This is a genomic window from Paenarthrobacter sp. YAF11_1 (assembly GCF_052113445.1).
Lineage (GTDB): Bacteria > Actinomycetota > Actinomycetes > Actinomycetales > Micrococcaceae > Arthrobacter.
In genome coordinates this window covers 120,022-141,232 of the sequence record NZ_JBFRDF010000006.1, presented here as the reverse complement: position 1 = coordinate 141,232, position 21,211 = coordinate 120,022, and the positions used below count along the sequence as shown (strand labels likewise).

The window sequence follows — 21,211 nt, the reverse complement described above, 5'->3', positions numbered from 1 at the left end:
TCATTACGTCGTCTTGGCCTGAGTGTCTTTGCATTGAACTAAATATGCCTTCGATTCTTTCCCCGCCGTGCCGCGGAGGCCAGCAGCACGGAAGTTGTGAATCGCGCAAGAGGTCATGTCGTTCCCTGCCTCCCCATCCATGAAGTCGTGAGCCCAATCAGCTCATTCCAATGGAAGACGACTGGATGGAGCACCAGATGGTACTGGCAGCGGTGGATCCTGGGATCACACCAAACGCGAACTTTCCTTTTCTTGAATCCCTCAAGCAGATCGGCGGCGGCATCCTCGTCGGCGCCTTCATCGTGATTGCGATCGTGGCGATTATCGGGGCCGCGATGCTGTTGGCCGGCAAGCTGAGCCAATCGTCGCGCTTGGCCTCCGGCGGTGGGGTGATCCTGCTGTGGACAGGCCCAGTCGCGGCAATCCTCGGCGGCATCAACGGATACATACTCTGGTCCCAGACGGCCTTTCCGTTGGGCTTCTAGCCGCACCCGATCATGCCTATCGAGTGTGACCTCAATGGTTGGTGGCCGCCGGGCTGCGGACTGGTTTCCCAAGCCAACGACGGCGTCCAAGGTTCCATCACTTCAATCTTCGCCAACGTCCTTCAGAACATCGCATCGTGGATGTGGGGGTTCATCACGGGGGCCTTCAGTGTTTCCGAAGTCGACGATTCGCAGTGGGCGGCTATTGGTGGACTGACTAACTGGTGGGTCATTGTGATGATGACTCCGCTGGTGGTTGTGATGATCATTCAACTCCTCTCCGGACTGATCAGCCAGCAACCTCGCCGGCTGATCAGGGCTCTGGTCGGGGGAGCCGCAGCGGTTCCTTTGGTTGCAGCGGCGGTCTACCTTATCCAGCAGCTCACCCGAGTGACCGACTCCGCTTCGACCGCTCTCTTGGAGTCGATCGGGACAGATCCGTATGTCGTGTTCATGCGGCTCTTCGGCTTCGAACGAGCTCCCCAAGGCTCCGAACGCGAATGGAATGTCATCTCCCTGGCGCCGGGCAATCAAGGCGGAGCCGTCGGCGGCGCGATAGTGACTGTAATGGCAGTCATCGTCGTTTGGATTCTGGCGTTCATCCTCATGTGCTCGATGATCTTCAGGACGTTCGCCCTCGCCGTTCTCGCGGCTGTCGCGCCGGTCGCCCTCATGATGATGCCCTGGGAGAAGTCAAAGGCCTGGGCCGGGCGGTGGTGCGAAGTCGTCGTCGCGCTCTTGCTGGCGAAACCGCTGGCGGCGACAGTTCTTGCAGCGGCGATCAAACTGTTTGCGGATACGACGTCCTTTGCTGGTTTGGCAGCCGGCACTGTCGGCATGGTTCTTGCCTGCGGAGCGCCGCTGATGGCGCTGAGGCTGGTGAGCTTTGCGGGCGGCGAACTCGCGGCAGCGGCTCAAACAGCTGGTGGCGGCCACGTTCTTGCTCGCAGCAGCAGCGTTGTCTCCAGGCAGTTCAGTCGACAACTCGGTGGCATGACGATTGCCTCAATGTTGGGCAGATCGTCACTAGCGCGACCAATTCCCTCAAGTCGCAGAGACATCCCTACGCGTGTTCTGGCACCTTCACTGCCTCTGCCGCGCAGCCTGACGAGTACGACGCCGATACTCACCTCAGGTGAAAACCCTTCGGCATCGTACGGGGCAAAATCTGCTCGCGGAGGCGCGGCAAGGCAGGACGACGTGGTGAGTGGAGAAGTCGTTACCGAGCAGACTAAGCAAGCGTCGTCTGCGACGCCTTCGCCGATTGGCCGGAACCCGGCCGCCGGGCCGCCAAAGTCAAACCGCCCCAGGGCCCCTCGGCAGCCCGAAGTGCGAAGTTCCGGGAGCGCGCTGCCCACATCGCAATTGCCGCCCATCAGGCCCAAGGCTTCTGATGGGCACCTCCCTCCGGAGAAACCCCATGACTGAAGATACGCGCGCCCTCGAGGCCGTCAAATTTCCCCGATACGAGCGCCGCGGCATATTCATGGGGCTGAAGTGGTACCAACTCGTGTTGCTGGCACTCGGCATCCTGACAGCGATTATTGCCTCCGCGACGGGAGGTCCTGTCGGACTGACGACGATGAGTCCCATCTGGCTGCTGCTCATGCTCATGGGAGTGCTGCAACACGCTCGAATCCCTTACCCCATTTGGGTCAGCCTCATCACGCTGTTCTTCGTTCGACTCATCGTGGGCCAAACCCGATACCTCGCCCGGCCCGAGAAGGCATTGAAAGCGGGAAAACTTGCGCTGCCAGGTGGGCTTGGCAGCCTCAAACTTCAGATGACTAGCCGTGGAGAGTGCTTCATCGTCGACCCTCAGGGCAAGGAAGTAACGGTCGTCTTGCGTTGCACCACCAGATCGTTCGCTCTTCTCGACGATGATGACAAAGCGTGGGCAGCTCAGGCATGGTCACGGGTACAAGCAGGACTCGCCCAACGCTCGGACATAGCAAGAATCGCCGTGCAGGACTACACGGTTCCCTATCCTTCGTCGGCCCTTCAGGATTTCTATGACCACACCATCATGCAAAACGGCGGCCACGCTGGCGGCAATTCGTGGGGTGAGCTGGCCTACCAGGATCTGATAGCTGCGGCTGGATCCGCCATGAGTCACGACGTGTTGTTGTCCGTTGTTGTGGATACGGCCAAGTCGAGGAGGCGCATCAAAGAGGCCGGCGGCGGCGTAGGTGGGCTCGAGCGTGTTCTGCGCTTGGAGGTACAGGCAATCACTACATCCCTGGCAACTCATGGGGTGCGGGTGGACGAGTGGCTTTCGGAGTCCCGACTACTTGAAGTGTTCAGGGGTTCCTTCGATCCTGAAACGGTCTCGCGAGGGTCGGTGAAGAAAGACAGCGAGCCGCAGGATGCCCAGCCGAGCGAGCAACGGCGACTGAGTTCGAGTCCAATGGCCCTCGAGGAACACTGGACTTACCTCCGCACGGATTCCGGATTCCACCAGACTTTCTGGGTCGCAGAATGGCCGCGGCAAAAGGTGTATCCCGGATTCCTGCACCCGCTGGTTTACGTCGGCGACTTCCGGCACACAGTTACGCAGGTGATTCGCGCCGTACCCACCCTGGAGGCGCTGAGGGACATTCGATCGGCCCAGGAAGCTCATGAAACCCGTCGTAGGATCAATGCCCGGTTCGACCGACCCACGACGAGGGAGCAGCGGGCTGAGGAAGAAGAAGTATCCCAGCGGGAAGAAGAGATCGTTGCCGGACATGGCGATGTCCGTCCTACCGCCTTCGTGACGATTACCGCAGCGTCCTTGGAGGACCTGGCCCGACACCGCCACGAACTTGAGTCCGCAGCAGCCGGTGCATTCGTGGAACTTCGATTGCTTGCCGGGCAGCAGTGGGCAGCCTTCATTGCGGGTGGATTGCCGTTGGGAAGGGGATTGCGATGAGCCTCAAGAACCAAGAGGTGACCTATACGCCGTCGGGCACTCGCGCCGAACGCAAGAGTCTCAGAAGGGCGACAACTGCTGAGTCATTGCCACAGAAGCGCCAACTCGGCCAGCGGATTGACGAAGCCTTGGAGCGGCGCGGTGACCGCGAGCGCCTTGCCGGCGACTGGGGGAGCAGGGAACCGCAGTCACTATGGGGACCGCATAGACTGCGGCCGGCACCTCACCGTGCCTCGACCATGACCTTCGCGGCGGCCTACCCCTTCATCACGGAGTCAGGACTTGGCCACGAGGGAACCTACATAGGAACTGACGTCTTTGGTTCGGGCGCCTTTTCCTACGATCCGTGGATCCTGTACGACAAAGGAATCATCAGCGGTCCTTCGATCGTCGTGATTGGCACTGTTGGCACTGGCAAGTCGATGTGTGGGAAGTCGCTGGTTGCTCGCTCCATCACGTTGGGACGGAAAGCGGCAGTTGCGTCGGATCCCAAGGGTGAGTGGGTGTCAGTGGCTAAGGCAGTTGGCGGCAAGGTCATTTCCGTTGGCCCAGGGCGCACGGCACGTGTCAATCCTTTGGATGCTGGTCCACGGCCCAGTTCACTGTCCGACACGCAGTGGAAGGCTGTCGTCCGGCAGCGGCGTCGGCAACTGATCGTGGCTTTGGTGTCCCTCATGCGTCAGGGCACGCCCTTGCATCCTGTTGAGCACACCGCTCTCGACATGGCCCTCATGGAAACCACCGCTGAGAACTCGACGCCGACCCTCCCTATGGTACTGGACCACCTCTTGAGCCCTTCCGCGGAAACGCTCGCCCTTGTCGGTAAAGATGGCGGAGCGTCGGTCAGTCACTCGCTGCGACGCACAGTCTCAGGCGACCTGGAAGGCATGTTCGATGCACCGTCCACGGTGGCTTTCGATGCAGACGCGCCAATGATGGTCATGGACACTTCCGCCCTCATCGGGGCGTCGGAGCAAGCGTTATCTCTCGCCGCGGCCTGCAGCGCCACGTGGCTGGAAGCTGCAGTGACAAACCCCGACGGCGGCAAGCGGCTTGTGGTATACGACGAAGGTTGGCGGATGCTCGCCGATCCCTACATGTTGGCCAAGATGAGCGAGCAATGGCGGCTTGCTCGCACCTACGGGATCGCGAACCTCCTCATCATGCACAAGGTGGCTGACCTCAATGAGATCGGCGACAGCACAAGCGGCCACCGTCAGAAAGCCCTGGGGCTGCTGACAGAAGCGGACACGCGCATCATCTATCGCCAGAAGCATGACGCCATGCGCCTGACCAAGGAAGCCCTGGGTCTCACCGAAGCTGAGTGCGAGCACGTCGAGAACCTTCCGAAGGGCGTAGGGCTTTGGAAGGTTGGGAACCGTTCATTCATCGTTGCCAACAGAGTGACCACGGACGAGCTGGACGTGTTTGGCACCGATGACCGGATGCACCTGTGAGGGCGAGATCGAGTAGCAGCAGTCCCATGGTTTCAGTGGGACTCTGGGCTTTGACGGGTTACATGGCTTTCTGCCTGTTGGTCCAGGCAGCTGCCCACCTTGCTGGCACGGGGCACTGTGGCGGCAGGACGCCGTCGTTCTTCAACCCCGGTGCAGGCGCCGGGCTGTTTGCGGGCCGCCAGGACTGGATTGTTGGTGCTTCCCGCAATTGCACCTTAGACATGGTGGCAGTCTGGTGGATTGTGGGAGTCGTCCTCACGTTGCTTGCGGCGCTCGCAGCCGGGTCGGCGCTGGCGTGGAGAACCTGGAAACAGTCCGGCGCGTGGCTACGGCAGGACATCCTGGGCAGGGATGGCGTGGCTGGCCGGGCAGAGATACTTCGGGACTTCGGAGCCAGAGCGGTTCGCAAGCGTGGGCAATACACTCGCCCGGGCCTCAGCAAGCCGAGCATTCACGATGTTTCGTGGACACTTGGGCGCTCCCGCGGGGTGACTATCCATGTTTCCACCGAAGAGTCGATGGTCATTCAAGGGGCTCCTCGCTCCGGCAAGGGGCTATACGTGGTCATCAACGCCATTCTCGATGCGCCCGGTGCTGTTGTCACCACATCCACGCGAGCTGACAACCTGGTGGTCACGATGCGAGCGCGGATGTCTGATGGGCGGCCGGTTACAGTCTTTGATCCTCAGGGCATGTCGGGTCTGCCAACGACGCTGCGCTGGTCGCCGGTACGTGGTTGCGGTGACCCGGATATCGCCACCCGACGGGCACTTGTGATCACCGCAGATACAGAGATGAAGGGCGAGAACGCTGCCTGGCAAAAGCGCTCGCTGATCGTGCTGCAGTGCCTCCTCCATGCCGCTGCGCTGTCCGGCGAAGGTATAGCAGCATTCCGTCGGTGGTCGTCCAGTCCCGTGTTAGCCAGAGAGGCGCTTGATATTCTGGGGCGTCCAGGTGCGGCCTTGGGGTGGCAGGCAGATTTGATGGGGATTTTGGAAGACGACCCACGGAACACATCCAACTCTTGGATTGGGGTCTCGGCCGCGGTGGCCCCACTCTCTTCTCCCAGAGTGTTGGCGGCTCTGAACCCACAGGACGAAGCGCAAGAGTTTGATCCCAAGAGCTTCATCAGGCAACGGGGGACGCTCTACCTTATTGGCACACGTTCTGGAGCGGCGGCCGCTGGCCCCTACCTGTCCGCTCTGATCGACGACATCGATAACGCCGCGCGAGAGCTGGCTTTCATCGCACCTGGAGGCCGGCTCGATCCACCGCTTTCCCTGATCCTTGACGAAATAGCGAATCTATCGCCGTGGCCCGGCCTGCCTGTAGTGCTCTCTGATGGTGGTGGTATCGGCATCTCAACGCTCGTGGTTCTGCAGTCCCTTTCGCAGGCGCGGAGCGGGTGGTCGATCGAGGAGGCGGCCACCATTTGGGATTCCGCGATCATCAAGGTGATCTTCGGCGGAGGTTCGGATGAGCGTGACCTGCGCTCGCTGGCGGGTCTGCTGGGGGAGCGGAGCCTGATCCTCAACACTCGTTCCTGGTCCTCTCAAGGAAGGCAAGATGGAGAGCAGATTCGAGAGAGTCCGGTGATCCGGCTGGATGAGATCCGGCGCCTTCCTGTCGGTACGGCGCTCATGCTCGGCCGACGAACTCGTCCGATCCTCTTGGACTTGCGTGACTGGCATCGGCGGAAGGACGCCGCTGAGCTGGGGCGGTCGAAGCTGGAGACCGAGCGAGAGCTGGCCGCTGGCCACCTGAGTCGGCAGGAAGCGAACAGAGAGCCTGATTCATGAGCACCCAGGCTGATGATTCTGACTTCGAGGTGGGGCGAGTATCTGACCTGGATGACGAACTGACAGCAGAACTGTTCCGTTCCTCATTCCAACAGTCGCCGCGCAACGTTGGCTTGACCCATCGTTGGCGGGACATGTCATCGGCGCAGGCGGAAGTGGTGTGGCAGAGCCTCTTTGACTGGGTGCGGTGGTTCGTTGCGACGTATCAGCTGACGACGTCCGTGGTGCCGGATTGCTGGTGGCGGCACACGGAGATCGTGGCTGAGTTGTATGCCCTTCAGCGGGCGGAAGCGGCGTCCTTCACGTCAGACGACTCGGGATTCGGTCCGCTGGCGTTCCACGAAAGGCTGCCCCACGGCGTCGAACGTCTCCGAACCCATACGCGGACGGCCGGGTGCGTCGGGCTGCAGAGCCACAAGGAACCGGTCGTCAGGATCTTGCCGGCCGAGCCGGCCTTCGAGGACTGGAAACTGGGCACCCATCAGACCACTAGCTGATTCCGTCATGCCGTTGCTCCGGTCGCTCGACATGAATAGGTGATCCCTTCTTGGGGCTGTCTAGAAGCACGAAGGATGGCTGTCGTGGCCTCTGCATCTGAACTGAATCCTGACTCAAGCGGGGCTGAAGGAGCCTCCGCGCCGCCGTCGAACGTTCGCCTGTCACCTGAGGAGCGCATAGCCGACCTGACCAGGGGACTTCACACGGCACTTGAGGAAGCCATTGATTCGCCCATGCGCTGGCAGGTTCTGCTCGACGCCTCCGCAACACTGTGGCGGTACTCCGGGGGCAACGTCGCCCTGCTGATGATGCAAATGGCGCAGCGCGGTACCCAAGAGCCGACCCTGGTGGCCGGGTACAAAGAGTGGGCCAGACACGGGCGGACGGTTCTGCGTGGAGAGCACGCGCTCTGGGTGATCGCGCCCCGGACAGCCTCGATGCAGGAACTGATACTTGCCGACGGGCAGCGCAAGCTTTTACCAGCGAATCAGACTGCACCTGTTGATGCCGTCAGCAGAGGCAAGAAGAACGTGATCACTGGTTGGCGTGGGCAGGCTGTCTTTGACGTCACCCAAACGGAGGGAACGCCGCTGTTGGTGCCTCGCGCGGATCCGAAAGGTGGGGCGGACGTGGGTGATCTGTGGAGTTCCCTGCGTGAGGTTGCGAAGGAACACAGCTTCCGGGTTGAGGTGTCAGGATTTCAACAGGGCTACACGAGTGGCTACACCGACTTTGATGCTCGTCGAATTCAAGTTGGTGCCTGGATGAACGACGAGGAGCGGGTAGCGGTTCTTGCCCACGAACTCGGTCACGTCCTTTTGCACGGACCAGACGACCGCCTTGGGCGACTGTATGGCAGCAGCGCGAACCATCGCGGCCTAGCGGAAGTAGAGGCCGAATCGGTTGCCTATACCGTCCTGAGGGCCCACGGCATTGATCGTGGACCTCAGTCAGCTTCCTATCTGGCTGGGTGGGCCGACGCTGTAATCAGAGCGGAAAGGGACTTGAAGCACGACTCCTCAGAAGGTTGGATGCCGACGTCGCGCGTCGACATCGCCAAGTCGGTGCTGGGGCGGGTGACCGCCGCAACCAAAGGGATCCTGGCGATCTCGGACCCTCCTGGATTCGGCGGGAAGTTCGCCGCCGCAAGTACTGAGCGCGCTGTGGCGGCTAGTCCGAGTTACGCCGGAGTCCCTGGACCGAATGCTTCATTGAACGGTCCCGAGATTGCTGGTCCTTGAACGCACAGATGTCCGTCGGGAGAGGCCCGTCGACTAAGGAAGGTAACCCATTATGAATACAAAGATCCCCATCACTATCACGGGGAACCTGGTCGCAGATCCCGAACTGACCATCGGGGAATCCGGCACTCCGCACGCGAAACTCCGCGTTGCCGTGAACCAGCGGATTCAGAACCCGGACGGCACCTGGCGAGACGGTGAACCGGTCTTCCACAACGTGTCTGCGTTCCGGATGCTCGCGGAGAACGCTTCTACTTCTCTGAGGAAGGGTGACCCCGTGACGGTGTCAGGAGAGCTCGAGTTCCGTTCCTATGACAAGGATGGCGAACGTCGTGAAGCCCGGCGGATTATTGCTGACACGATCGGTCCGGATCTTCGCTTTGGAACGGCGACGTATCAGCGCTCGGCCAGGGCAGTCTCCGAGCCGGAGGCCGCCGTGGAGGCGTCAGGGCCACAAGCGACGACGGCGACAGGCTGGCCTGCGTACAACGTCACCACGAAGGGGCCGGTGGTTGTGTCCCCTTTAGGCGGAGCTCCGGTGAATGACATGACAGTCTGACCCGTCTTGCCTCTTAACGGCCCACGTCTCTCCAGAGGCGTGGGCTTCTATTTTGTACGCGGGATCCATGTTCGAATATATGTTCTAATCTTGTTGCTATGAGACCAAAGCAAGACTCCACCGCTTTTGCCCGGATGATGGCTCAGATAGACGCCGACAACAGCCACCCCAAACCTGACGACGGCAAGATCATCGAGCTTGAGCTGGGAAGCCAGCCACTGGTTCGCGTGGGGGAGATCTATGGTCGGGCAATCAAGTACACGAGGACCTTCGGGTTGGTTGAGTGGGTGGATGATCGCCGGGTCTATCACGTTCAGTGGTTCCCGGCGGGGCAGGTTAGGCGCATGGACGCGGAATCGTGGAGGGGGCGGGCACTATGAATCTTCTCCGGTCGCGTGTTGGCTGAGCGGCTTGGGCGCCGGACGTAGGTGCTTCACATGCTTATCGACGCTGCGCTCGCAGTCACGAAGCGATGCGGGGTATTCGGGGTCGAGTTCCCTGGCAAGTGCTGCCCTTGCCAATACTTCTCCCTACATAGGCCATGATGGAGAGCGTGCTAATTAGTGGATTCGTTTTTCGGGGTTATCGGAGTTTCTCGTCACAGCAATCAGCTGTTCTCTTCCCTTTGCGTAAGGTGAATCTGATCGCAGGTCAGAACAACGTTGGAAAGTCCAATATCCTGCGTGTGATTGCAAGAACGTTCAACAATGAGCCGGGTAAGAAGACCTATTCCCGATGGGATAGGCCAGTCGGTGACGCCGAGCATGCCTTTGTGCGCGCTCAGGTGTTTTCCTTGGAACAAATCTTCGAGTGGAGCAAGTTGAGGGCTCTGCCGACAGAGGTCTTGGAACAGTTGCGCAGTTTCCTAGGGCTGCATGGTATTGCTTCAACTTTGGGTCCCGACCTCGTGTGCTTAGGTATTTCAGATGGCGGTTTAGGCGATGATCCGGCTCTGAAACGGATGGCCGTCGAAGCGCATGGTGGCCAATTGGCAGAGGTGTTGTCTAGCCGACTGACAAGTACTACCGGTGGTGGGCCGGGGGGAGACGCGCATCGTGTTTTGGATTGGCTTGTGAAGCAACGTCCTACGCCTTCTTCGTTTACCGTAGGTGGCGTTAGGTCAATCTCGGACGATAGCGCAGCTGATCCTGATCTGAACGGCAGAAGCATCAAGCGCCGTCTATTAGAGCTGCAGAATCCCTCCACGGATCGATTGAGGGACAAGGAAGTCTTTCTCAAGGTGCAGGACTTCGTCAGGGCGGTTCTGGATGACCACACGATCACAATTGATGTTCCACACGACCTGTCGACCATCCACGTAACGCAGGGCGGGCATACCTTGCCCATCGAGAATATGGGGACGGGAGTTCATGAAGTCGTAATTATCGCCGCGGCTGCGACGGTGACCCAAAATTCTATCCTCTGCGTCGAAGAACCCGAAGTTCACTTGCACCCGATATTACAGCGAAAGTTGCTGAGCTACTTGGAGTCGAGCACGAACAATCAGTACTTTATCGCGACCCACTCCGCCCACATGCTGGACTCTGCTATTGGGAGTATTTTTCATGTCACTCGTGATCAAGGTGTCTCGCACGTCCGTTTTGCAGGTTCCGCCAAAGCACGAGCAGCCATCTGTGCGGATCTCGGTTACCGTCCTTCAGACTTAGTGCAGACAAACGCCGTGTTGTGGGTCGAAGGGCCTTCTGACCGTATCTACCTCAAGCACTGGATTGAGAAGCTCGCTCCAGGAGAGTTTGTTGAAGGCACTCATTACTCCGTCATGTTCTACGGCGGTGCCCTATTGAGCGCTCTATCACCACTCGACGCGGAGGAAGTTGAAGAGTTCATCTCCCTCCGCAGTCTTAACCGCTACATGATGGTCCTGATTGATTCGGATAAGACCAGCAGGAATGCCCGCATCAACGCTAACAAGCGACGCGTGGTTGACGACTTAGCCAAGGACCCGTCGACGGGGCTGGCATGGGTTACTGCCGGATACACAATTGAAAACTATGTTCCGGAAGAGATCCTCTGCGACGCGGTGCGTAAAGCTCACCCATCCACTGGCAAACGGGAATTAGCTGGTATGGAGCGCTGGAAGAATCCTCTGGATGCTGCACGGATCGGTGTTAAGCAACCCAGCAAAGTCGCGGTCGCGAAGATGGCTGTCGACGGTTGGGGCGATGACTGGCCATTGGACCTGAGGAAGCGCGTCCTTGAAGTCATCGACCTAATCAGGGCCGCCAACAGCCACACGTGAGGTTTGAAATGTGGTCCTGATGCCTTAAGAGATCCGAGGTTGGATGCGTCCTGTGAGGGGTGCCCATGCCAAAACCTGGTCGCCGCTGATCCGGTAAATTTCGGGCCACGGAGCTCCAGGCCGCACCTGGGCCGGATCTGGCCGAATCAGCAGAACAGATCCAGGCCAGATGGGCTCGGGGAGTGCTTCGATCCACGCTGGTTGGACGTGGTCGAAACGGTTCCACCTAACGGTGATCCAGGAGCCTGTCGGCTGCAGAGCGTCTACGGTTAGGACGGTGACCTCGGTTGTGGTCCCGCCGGTTGCCTTCATGCCCTCAAGCCGCTTCCAGTGTTCTGCTGTTTCGGCCTGCCACTGCCGTCGGAAACGGAGACGTTGGGCCCAAAAGAGCAGGACTACTGCACATAGGGTCGTGAGGGCGACCAGTAACCAAGCCGTGCCGGAAATCGTGAAGCTTAGAACTGTCAGGATCACAGCAAGCACCAGCGTCACTGCGCTCGCTACGATAAGAGCGGGTGTGGCTACTGTCGGCTTGAGGACTGGGTTCATCTGCATACTTGCTCCAGCTTCTAGTTTAAAGCTGCCATCCAGTGCTTGTCAGGCTTATTGGGGAGTCGAACTCATACGAGTTGCGGACATCTTCTAGCGCTGGTTGTGGTGTGGCAACTTGACCGATTGCTCGCTGCAGAAAGTCCCACTGCGCTCGCTGTTCCCATTCCCAGTCCGCCGGAGTCGGACCGAGGGGGATGGCTGCGCTGTTGACACCCCAATGATCCCTGTAGACGGCCACCTCTCCAATCAAGGCGGCCATCTTAAACGGATCTGCCCCTGCACCGATGTCCTGCCACAATTCTGTGGTCCAATCAGGCTCACCAAGTAGCGCAGCGTTGGCGACCTGCTCCGCACGGTTCCCAATCCGCCGTCGTACTTGGTCCAGCAGCGCTGCCAGGTCTGGCCGGTCTATCGTCATCTGCTCAGTCAATGGATCGATAGGCGATTGGGGCATTTCCGAGCAGAATCGGCGAAGTCGGCCGTGGGCAACGGCGGTTAGGTCTCGTCCGCTGGCCTCAGAGCTCAAACTCTCGCTCAAGACCCGCAGGGCACTTGGCCTATTTATGTTGCTGGCTCGCCGCCAGGCAGCGACGGCGGCGCCCCATGCTGGAGAGTCGCGCATCTCCTCAGAGCGGCCGGGCATGAGACCGTCGATAGCCTTTGCGAGCTCCAAACCCGCAGCGATTTGAGCCAGGTAATCGTACTCGCGGTTCAGGCGCTCCAGGCTGTCGGCGTGCTGCTGTTCGAAGTCCCGTACCTCGTGGGCGGTTCGTTCCGCACCTTCCGCAGCGAGGACTTCACCCAAGATCACCCGCCAGCTCGTTCGCGCACCGGGATCCAGGATCTCGTCCTCGTCGGGGTCGTTCTCGCTCACATAGGCCGTGTTCGAGTGCCGGCCCCGGGTCATGCTGACATAGAGCAGCTCGCGCGTGAGGCGGCCTGGGGTCACGACGGTGTGGCCGGTGTCAACAGTGAGACCTTGACTGCGGTGGGCTGTGGTGGCGTAGCCCAGCTCCATCGACGCCTCCACATAGCTGCTCGGCACCAGTATGGTCGCTGCGGTGTCCTTTCGTATCGCCCGCAGAGCACCGTGTCGTCTATCCACTTCGGTGACTTCGAGGAGCGTTCCATTGCGAAGGAACTCACCTCGATCGTCGCGAATGGATCTGTCATTCCGACGGGCAATAACGATGTCGCCACGACCGGCTCGAAGCCCGTCCCGAAGGAGCAAGGTACGTTCCGCGTCCACATCGCCCAGACTTACCCGGTCGGCTTGAGCCCGTTCATTGAGCATCTGAACGGTCTCGTTATCAGGAGCTATCAAGACCGAAACTCGACCAGCCAAGACATCCGAGTGCCACGCGGAGTAGGCATGGTCGACCATGTCCGAGTAGTGGCCATGCCTGATACGACCGTGGTCCTCATACTCTGCGAGCACCGACGGACGTCCCTCACGCAGCCCAAGGGAGGCTGACCGTTCCCACGGATCCTTGAAACGCCAAATCGTGCTAAGTCGGGTTGCCTTCCCTTGCCGATCAAGCCAACCAAGCACTCCGCCGGCATCGATGGAATCGAGCTGGGCCGGATCGCCAACCAAGAGGATCTTGGCTCCCGCATCGTTGGCTTGGCGGACCAGGGCTGCTAGCTGAACAGTCGAGACCATGGAGGCCTCATCGATGATCACAAGCTGATTGGGATGAAACTGCCATTGGGACTGCTCGGCGGACAGTCGTGCGACCTCTTGTTGAAGGCGGCTAACGATTGGACCGCTGATGGCCGCCGCCACACGGAGTCGATCGTCCGCTCGGAAGAACCGCCCTGCCCTCTCGGCCGCACCAGACCCAGCAGACTCGTGCAGCCACTTAGCGACGTTCTCAGTGACCATGCGCAGCTCCGAGCCGAGAACCTCGGCGCTCGCAGCAGCCGGTGCCAGACCCACAACGCTGCCCTCCCCATACGCCGCCTCCCATGCTGCTTTGACCGCGCCAAGGGTCGTCGTCTTGCCCGTTCCGGCTGGCCCCACGATGGCGTCGAGCCTGCATGAACTCAGCAAGATATCCGACGCCGCTGTCAGTTGGTCATCGTGTAGCGGGGACCCTTCGCCGTTTCTGAAAGAGGTGAGCGTCCCGAAGGCGAGATCGACTGGAACAGCCGGGCCGCCGTCGTCGTTCTTCGCCGTCAGGACTTCGTCCTCAAAGGTGAGCGTCAATGCATCCGTGTAGAGGCGCGACCCGTGGAAATCGAAGACGCTTCGCCCGGCGAATCGCAGATCATCCGCGGTATCCGCGGGGACGCCGTACCGATACTGGTTGAGTGGCACGGATTGACGCTCAGCCGCTGACGCTACGGCATCGATCAGTGCGTTGCGGGCGGCGGGGGAGGCGCAGCGAATCTCAGCGCACACACGCTCACCTTCGGCGATGAGGTTCCAGCGATTCCAGGTTGAGCGCTTGGCCGCCACACGTTGTCGGGTGACAAGCCCGACGGCGGCAATCCAGTCCGGAGCAAAGTCGCCGCTGCGGAACGGACGTGATTGGGAGCGTCTAATGGTCGAACCAACTACGGATTCGGGATCAAAACCCTTGGCCTTTGCTCTGTCACGCCACCGTGCGGACAGTGTTCGTAACGGTGCCGGCTCAACGTTCTTGGGAGTTCGAGTCGAGAGGGTGGCTTGTTGGCGCAATCTCACGATGGTTGTCGCTGTGGGGCGACGTCCGTGGTCCGTGGTCCACTGATTGACTAGGCGATCGGTCTCGATGTCGATGAGCATTGAGCGGTTGGAGAATTCGCGGACTAGAGCTTCAGCGATGCCAGTAAGTTGCTGGCTCGGGTTATGAGTGTTTTGCGCCGGGGCTCGGATGTCGGTGTCCGTGCCGTGGCTGGTGTGCAAGGCATCGAAAAGCAGCCCGTTGTAGTGTTCGCTGGCGGCGACTACGGCTTTGTATAGGGAACGGGAGTCCACGGTGACCCAGGCGCCGTCCGTAACGCGCTGAACTCGGTTCGCGATGACAAGGTGAGTGTGGAGCTGAGGGTCTCCGGCGCGGGATTCCCAATGATCGAATGCTGCGGTGATGACTCCTCTAGTGCCGACGTGGGCTACTCCGTTCCGCCCGGATCTGGTGTTGATGACCTGTTCTTCCATCCAGGCAAGTGTTGCTTCGATGGCTTCATGGTGGGTCTGAAGGATCTGCTCTTGGAGGTCTCGTGGGCTGAGCGCCCACAGCGCGGAGACTGACTTCGGGACGCTGAAGGTGAGGTCGAAGCCGGCGACGGCGTGCTTCGTCGCGCTGTGAATGCTTGCCTCTTGGCTGATCGGCGGCTGCCCGTGGGGCCTTCCTAGCGGTTCCTTGCTGTCGGGGTGGGTCGCGTCTTGGAAGATGGAACGCGCGTCGGATTCCGTGACCGTATCTCCGGCTTTTCTGGCGATCCCTTGGAGACCGCTGCCGAGCCAACGACCCTGTGGTGTTCCGGCTTTTACGTAGTAGCTGATGGTGTCTTGGGGAGTAGGTGAGAAGTCGTCCAGCATCGTGGACTTGAACAGGTACTTGAGCCCTGATCGAACCGAGAGCCTGGCGATCGACACGGTCATGGCCGTGTTCCCGTCCGGTTCCTTGCGGGAAGCCAGCCTCGCCGACGGAGAATATCGAGTGTCGCTGGGTCGAGCGCGATGCCCTTAGCACGCGAAATTTGGAGCAAGACGGCCGCCACTCGGGCGAGGTCTTGCACGTTTGTTCTCTGGGCACGCTTCAGGCGGAGGACTTCGTTATGGAGGAGCCCGTTTCTGGTTTCCAATTCGTCGTAGAGGGCACGTAGACGCTCTAGTTCGGAGGACTGCGATCGGAGCTCAGTCAGGAGCCGGTCCATGTGGTTAGCGCCGTATTCAGGATCGCCATCTGTTCGCTGTCCGTTGCTCTGCCTGTTCACACCAGTTCATGCGGTTCGCGCACATAGCCTGCATGACATTCCGGTTGGTCGGCCTTGGATGCCAGAGGTGTGAGTTTTATTAACTACGCGAGTCCTCTAAAAGCTGAGGTGGTGATGGAGAGGCAGGAATGTTCGGTCTAGGGCCTCGTCGCGTGACTTGCCGTAGAGCGACTAGCGTGGGATCTGGGTCGCATCGTGGCCATGGAGTTTGCGAAGGTGCAGGCGCTGCCATTGGGTTGCGGATGTCGAACGAAGACAAGCCAACGCCATCCACGACGAGGTGCTTCAATCATGACTTGTACCCAACTGACACCCGCTGTGGCGCAGGCGGCATAGAGGAACACTATGGAACACGCAAAGGATGGAACAAACACGCGCGAGCCGCGATGTACACGCGCATATCCAAGGACCTGACGTTGGAAGGGTTGGGCGTTGCACGCCAGTGGAAAGACTGCCGGGCCTTGGTGAACGCAAAGGCTGGCGACTCCTCGACGAAAAGTTTGAAGACAATGACATCTCAGCTTCGGCTGGAAAGAAACGTCCCGGCTGTCTGAGGCTCAAGGCTCTCATGGAAGCAGGAGGCGTCGACGTTGTCGTTGTGCTGCAGCATGTTCTGGCCAAGGGCCGCACCTTCAAACCGTTGGAGTCCTTGCCGGCGATGGACGGCAGAGAAGCCGCCTACATCATGGTTTTCGACGAGTACAAGCAGTTCTACATCGGCGAATCATGGGACGTCCGGAAACGGATCAAGCAGCACTGGGGTGCCGGAAACCGTTCGATCGGCTGATATTTGGACGGAGCATATACGGCTCGATCTTCCCGGTGGACGAGCTGCGTGCTTTGGACAACACCCGGATCTTCGCCGCCCGCAGCCGTAACCCATACGCGGTGGAAGAACGAGCAGAGGCCGCCGCTGACTAACGGTTCTCCTTGAACCGGATGACGGGTGGCGAACCGACGCCAATGGCTCGGATGCTGTCAGGCCTCAGCCCCCGCAGCCGTACCCATGGGGTGGCAGTGGCATCGCCGAGCTACGAAGAATACGAACGGGAATGGGATTCAGTCCGCGAGGCCATAGTCCTGCAACGATCCGCCGGCGAACAGGGGATGACCAGCATGCTCGCACAGATGGACATGAGCATTCATACGGTCCAACGCGAAGACGGCACCGAGTTTCTGCGGTCTCGCCGGGACAGTATCCCCACAGCAGCCAAGCGGGGTGACCTCGGACTGGAGGAGTACGTGGCCTTCCTCAACGCCATGGGCGAAAAAGTTGTCTGGCCGGAGGACTGAGAACAACTCCAGCTCATCAAAGGACCATCTGGGAACCACGAAAAGTCCTCCTGTGGATCATGGTGGATTCCGGGGCGGACCGCCCTAGCAGATTGCCGACTGTAGCCCATGGCAGTCGCGTAGGTATCGCCAGCGGTGCGAGGATTACCACCCTTGGTTGCGGGGCGGTGCTGTTAGGAGGCGAGAGGCCTACGGTGGGTGCTGCGCTAATGCTCGCCACCTCCATGTGAGACTAATCCAGTGATCGAACGGGTAGTGGATTTTCGGCGTCTCCGTAATATGCGTTGCAGGTCGTGTCGGCATGAGTGGCTGGTCGACGCTGAGTGGTTGGACCGCTTCCATCAAGCATACGAAGCTTGTCCATTGTGTGGCACTGACTGTCAGGCCGAGGATCGGCCTGACTTCTGGGTCGCGACGCAGGATCCCTCATACGATGACTCGACCGTCCGCGAAACGTACTGGTATCACACCTCAACGCATGCGAACTGGCCCAATCGTGCGTTCGACCCAGCCGCTGAATTTACTAAAGTCACCAAGCTAAGAATGCAAAGAGCCAGCAGCGACGGGCGAGGTTTGGAACGATGGTCCGCGGACCAGAGGACCAAGGCATTGCACTTGGGTACCTACGAAGCGGCTATTGAGAACATGCTGAGGCGGATGGACAGTCAAGCTGGCGCCGAGGCGCAGTTTTACCTATACCGGGTCCGACTTCACCGTGACGTAGGCATAGAGCCGGGGGTGCATCCCGAGCCCACCAACTTTGTCGGCGATGTGCAGTTGGAAGGGTTGTGCTCTCCTGGTGCTGACGTATTCAGGTACGTCAACGTCCACGAGGACCCGTCGAGCGTTTCTCTCGCGGTTCGTTTTGGGGCTATCGAAGCCGTTCAGGGCATACCTATTCCTTTGGCCTTCGACGCGGCTGATCCATGGGTGGCTGCAGCGGCGGCACGACTGCTCGACGCGGCATCACGGCCGGCACCTGAACCACAAACCGTCCTTGAACGCATGCAACGCCGCCTGCCCTCGGCGCTCTCTATTGAGGCCAGCAGATTAGAGGAGGAAGTCGCTGCCACCCTGCCGTTGGGGCTTCGCCGCAGGTTCAATGCAGGTTCGTACGTCCACAATCCACCAGAGGACCATCGTTTCTTTCCTTTTAAACTGATGGCTTTGGCGCAGCTCATCAAGGACCCTCGGCCAATATTCGACGCGTTGGACGAACAACCGTGGCGCGAAATCTGACGGCCCCTCATCGGCGGGCTCGGATGATGAGCTACGTGGCGATCGACGTACCCCAGCCCCTGGGTTCGGGTGCAAGTCATCATTTCCCGAACGCTGTTGTAGGCAGCCTTGGCGTCTCCTTTATGTGGGGGCGCTGTGGGCGGAGGCTTGAGGAGGACTAGGCGCCCGGAGAAACCGCGGATTGGGATATTCCCAATTCGCGATAGAATGAAAGTTATGGAGACCGTAGGCACCCGCATCCGACAGCGCATCAGCGAACTGCAGCTCGGCGTGCCTGAGAAAGACATTGCAGCCTCGATTCGCATGGCGCCGGACGTGTTCTCCCGTTCCCTCAACGGAAAGCGGACGTTTACAAGCATTGAGCTGGCGCAGCTCGCCGAGCGTCTTTCAACCTCTATGTACTGGCTGGCAACCGGAGAAGCCGACCCGTTCGAAGCCAGGATAGCGGCACGCCACCAATACAACTTTGCAGCCGGTAGTTACGTCAACGACAAGGACGATGACACCAAGGCCGTCCTGGAGAATCTGGAACTGGCGTATCGGCAGGTCTTCCAGGGCCGCAATGACGAACCGACCAAAACAGCCACCGCCGAAGAGGTTCTTGAGCTGTTGGGGGAGGACTTCGTATGGAACTTTGTCTCCAACATCGAGGAGAAGCTCGGTATCGATGTAGCGCGCGTTGAAGGTATCAGCTCGGCGTACTCCGTGCGTGCCGGTGGCCGATACTGCATACTGATCCCACGCAGCAGCAACTGGTTCCACCAGAACAGCTCCATGGCCCACGAACTGGGCCATATTTTCCTAGGGCATTTCAATACCCATGGCGAAGGGGCCGAAGAATCGAAGGAAATCCCAGCCTTCGACTTTGCCGCACAGGTTCTTCTGCCCGAGAAGACCATGAGCTCATTCGATTGGTGGACCACTGGCCAATCCGATGTCATCAATTTCCTCTGGAAGCACGGCGTCTCCACGAAATACCTGTCGAACCGTCTTCGTAAACTCGGACTCCGGGTCCGAAAGGAAGTCTGGGATCTTCTAGAGCTGTCCACGTTCGACGTTTTGAACCGTCCGCTGGAGGGAAAAACCTTCACCTCGCTTGCCGTCGCCGTGCGCACTCAACGTGCAGCCGAGCGTCGGTTCCCGGATGCTTTGGTAGCCGCCCATATGGACGCCGTCGCAGTGGGGGAAGCCCCAAAAGAGACTCTGGCATGGATGCTGGACGTGGATCCTGAGGGAATAGAGGTTCATCCACCTCAAACTGATGCAGTCGACCTGGATGACCTCGCGGCGACGTTGGGCTTGGCGGCAAAAGCTTGAGCGGACCGCTGTTCCTGCCCGATAACACAGTTTTGGTTAACTTTGCCCGGATCGGCCGCATGGACCTCCTCGAACTTGTCGCGGCTGGCCGATCCACCTGGTGCTACACCGTGGCACAGGAATGCGCGAAAAGTTCACGCGTGACCGGGCTCGAGCAGTTGTCCCGGGCACCGCAAATTTTTGGAGAGCCCCTGATGCTTGAAACGACTTCAGAGTACCGGGACACACAGGCTTTTCGGGCTCAACTGAGTAAACCAGGGGACCGGGCCAGCGCAAACCTGGGGGAGGCGGAGAGCCTGGCGATCATAACCAACCGCGGCCTCGGCGCCACGTTCGTGACCGACGACAATGGGGCACTGGGGTTTGCCATCACTCACAGCATCAAGCACCTGACTACATGGGATCTGCTGAAGCTCCTGGTCCGGGCGAAGAAGCTCGGACGGGAAGACGCTTGGGATTACGTGGTTGTCCTCAAGGGGCATCACCGGCGATATATGGAGCTTCGCGCCCAGACCTCCTTCTTCGCTTGGCTCGAGTCGCCGCTTGGTCTGCGCTACATCCCTTAGAACGGTTAAATCGCGTGCGGCTATCGCTTTATAAGCCTGCTCGGGCTCCTGGGCGGAGAGGCAGAGGTATGCTCCTGAGGTAACACCATTGCCGACGTGACCCTGTGGCAAGAGTCTATGGTCTCCGAATGACGGTCTTCATTTTGTGCGGGTTTCCAGCTTGGCGAGTCGTTCTCCGATGCGGCTTCCGTCCCGGCGTGCCTTCGGACAGCGATCCATCCACCTTTGGAGGACAGCGATTTCTTCCTCTTTCTGCCCGAGCTTCCGGTGGACGATGGCGGCCTGCTCCGTGTACCAGGGTGCTGGTTCGCGTCCCCCGGCGTCGCCCTCGGCGGCCTGAATGGCTTTGTAGCAAAGGACGAGCGCCTTTTCGTTGCGGCCCTCGCGCTTCAGCTGTTTGATCGGCTCAATGAGTTGCAGGTAGTGGACCCCGTCGACCATGCCGCGCTTGAATTGGGCTGCGCGTTCACCGCCGCCCTCCAGCGCTTCCTGAACCATCGCGGTAGCGTCAGCGTGGGCTTTGTTCTTCCTGGCGTGCGCTGTGAGCGCCGGCGGGTTCTCCCGAGAGTACGCCCACTCCGGCTGGCCCTCGGCAAGCCAGACATAGGCCTTCGCAAGCAGCTTCTGCTCCCGCTGGATGTGCAATTGGTACCTCGCCGGGTGACTGACGCCTTCCGGCAACGCGATCTCTCGCGCAGCAAAGGATGGAAGGTATCCGACTTTCTCGCCGTCCACCACAACGGAGACTGCCTGCGGGTCTGCCGGATTTTCCGGTTCGCGCTGCAGCTGGGCCGCGCCCTCGTAATAGCCTCGGGTACCTAAGGATTCACGGTGAGCCAAGGCAGCCACGGCCTCACTGGCGAATGTGGTGGTGCCGGCGACTTCCACACACGGGCTGAAGGACAACGTGATACGTAGAGCGGGCACTGCCGGCGTGGACGTGGACTCCGCCGCCGGCACCGGGGGAGGAGCCGCGCTTCCGCTCACTAGTTGCCGGATCCATTTGCCAAGCCCCACTGCGGCCCCCTTATAAGTGTCCGTCGGCAAGGATGCCGCGTTGTTGATGCTATCAACCAGTGGGCTCATTTCGCGGTGAGCCTCTCCTAGTGG

General features: G+C 60.0%; 17 protein-coding genes. 15 read left to right on the top strand and 2 right to left on the bottom strand.

Annotated elements, in window-relative coordinates; translation table 11 throughout:
• Positions 1-170 precede the first annotated feature (170 nt).
• The 10 genes from AB4Y77_RS11710 to AB4Y77_RS11665 all read left to right on the top strand — a co-directional run bounded on the left by AB4Y77_RS11710 (position 171) and on the right by AB4Y77_RS11665 (position 11,210).
• On the top strand, positions 171-485 hold the full coding sequence (locus AB4Y77_RS11710) for a hypothetical protein (protein WP_091551245.1): 315 nt from the start codon (positions 171-173) through the stop codon (positions 483-485).
• A gap of 12 nt (positions 486-497) precedes the next feature.
• Entirely contained in the window at positions 498-1,913 is a 1,416-nt protein-coding gene (locus tag AB4Y77_RS11705) for a type IV secretion system protein (RefSeq protein WP_442014079.1), read from the top strand.
• Positions 1,906-3,396 carry an SCO6880 family protein gene (locus AB4Y77_RS11700; protein ID WP_442014078.1) on the top strand — a complete coding sequence of 497 codons (1,491 nt, stop codon included), beginning with the start codon at positions 1,906-1,908 and terminating at the stop codon, positions 3,394-3,396. The genes AB4Y77_RS11705 and AB4Y77_RS11700 overlap by 8 nt, the downstream gene beginning before the upstream one ends.
• Positions 3,393-4,853: an ATP-binding protein gene (locus AB4Y77_RS11695; RefSeq protein ID WP_442014077.1), complete on the top strand. Its 1,461-nt coding sequence runs from the start codon at positions 3,393-3,395 to the stop codon at positions 4,851-4,853. The genes AB4Y77_RS11700 and AB4Y77_RS11695 overlap by 4 nt, the downstream gene beginning before the upstream one ends.
• A 26-nt stretch (positions 4,854-4,879) precedes the next feature.
• Positions 4,880-6,652, top strand: a complete 1,773-nt coding sequence (locus AB4Y77_RS11690) for a type IV secretory system conjugative DNA transfer family protein (RefSeq protein ID WP_442014076.1) — start codon at positions 4,880-4,882, stop codon at positions 6,650-6,652.
• Positions 6,649-7,149, top strand: a complete 501-nt coding sequence (locus AB4Y77_RS11685) for a hypothetical protein (RefSeq protein WP_442014075.1) — start codon at positions 6,649-6,651, stop codon at positions 7,147-7,149. Before AB4Y77_RS11690 ends, AB4Y77_RS11685 begins: the two co-directional genes overlap by 4 nt.
• Positions 7,150-7,233: 84 nt before the next feature.
• A complete protein-coding gene (locus tag AB4Y77_RS11680; protein WP_442014074.1) occupies positions 7,234-8,391 on the top strand; it encodes an ArdC-like ssDNA-binding domain-containing protein in 1,158 nt (385 codons plus the stop codon).
• Between the two features lie 52 nt (positions 8,392-8,443).
• Positions 8,444-8,950 (top strand): single-stranded DNA-binding protein, encoded by a 507-nt coding sequence (locus AB4Y77_RS11675; protein WP_442014073.1) that lies wholly within the window; start codon positions 8,444-8,446, stop codon positions 8,948-8,950.
• Positions 8,951-9,048: 98 nt separating this feature from the next.
• Positions 9,049-9,330, top strand: coding sequence for a hypothetical protein (locus AB4Y77_RS11670; RefSeq protein ID WP_442014072.1), 282 nt, complete (start codon positions 9,049-9,051; stop codon positions 9,328-9,330).
• Positions 9,331-9,584: 254 nt separating this feature from the next.
• Entirely contained in the window at positions 9,585-11,210 is a 1,626-nt protein-coding gene (locus AB4Y77_RS11665) for an AAA family ATPase (RefSeq protein ID WP_442014071.1), read from the top strand.
• 574 nt (positions 11,211-11,784) lie between these two features.
• On the opposite strand, the gene mobF is transcribed toward AB4Y77_RS11665, so the two are convergent.
• The gene (gene mobF, locus AB4Y77_RS11660; protein WP_442014070.1) at positions 11,785-15,351 is read right to left on the bottom strand and encodes a MobF family relaxase; all 3,567 of its coding nucleotides are present in this window, start codon (positions 15,349-15,351) and stop codon (positions 11,785-11,787) included.
• Positions 15,352-16,254: 903 nt separating this feature from the next.
• Here mobF and AB4Y77_RS11655 point away from each other — a divergent pair.
• From AB4Y77_RS11655 to AB4Y77_RS11635, 5 genes are all read left to right on the top strand, one after another.
• The gene (locus tag AB4Y77_RS11655; RefSeq protein WP_442014069.1) at positions 16,255-16,473 is read left to right on the top strand and encodes a hypothetical protein; all 219 of its coding nucleotides are present in this window, start codon (positions 16,255-16,257) and stop codon (positions 16,471-16,473) included.
• A 230-nt stretch (positions 16,474-16,703) separates the two neighbouring features.
• Positions 16,704-16,979: a hypothetical protein gene (locus AB4Y77_RS11650; protein WP_442014068.1), complete on the top strand. Its 276-nt coding sequence runs from the start codon at positions 16,704-16,706 to the stop codon at positions 16,977-16,979.
• A 615-nt stretch (positions 16,980-17,594) separates the two neighbouring features.
• Positions 17,595-18,218, top strand: coding sequence for a hypothetical protein (locus AB4Y77_RS11645; RefSeq protein WP_442014067.1), 624 nt, complete (start codon positions 17,595-17,597; stop codon positions 18,216-18,218).
• Positions 18,219-18,434: 216 nt separating this feature from the next.
• The gene (locus AB4Y77_RS11640) at positions 18,435-19,535 is read left to right on the top strand and encodes an ImmA/IrrE family metallo-endopeptidase (RefSeq protein WP_442014066.1); all 1,101 of its coding nucleotides are present in this window, start codon (positions 18,435-18,437) and stop codon (positions 19,533-19,535) included.
• Positions 19,532-20,101: a hypothetical protein gene (locus tag AB4Y77_RS11635; RefSeq protein ID WP_442014065.1), complete on the top strand. Its 570-nt coding sequence runs from the start codon at positions 19,532-19,534 to the stop codon at positions 20,099-20,101. The genes AB4Y77_RS11640 and AB4Y77_RS11635 overlap by 4 nt, the downstream gene beginning before the upstream one ends.
• Before the next feature lie 138 nt (positions 20,102-20,239).
• On the opposite strand, the gene AB4Y77_RS11630 is transcribed toward AB4Y77_RS11635, so the two are convergent.
• Entirely contained in the window at positions 20,240-21,088 is an 849-nt protein-coding gene (locus tag AB4Y77_RS11630; protein ID WP_442014064.1) for an HIRAN domain-containing protein, read from the bottom strand.
• Positions 21,089-21,211: the final 123 nt, after the last annotated feature.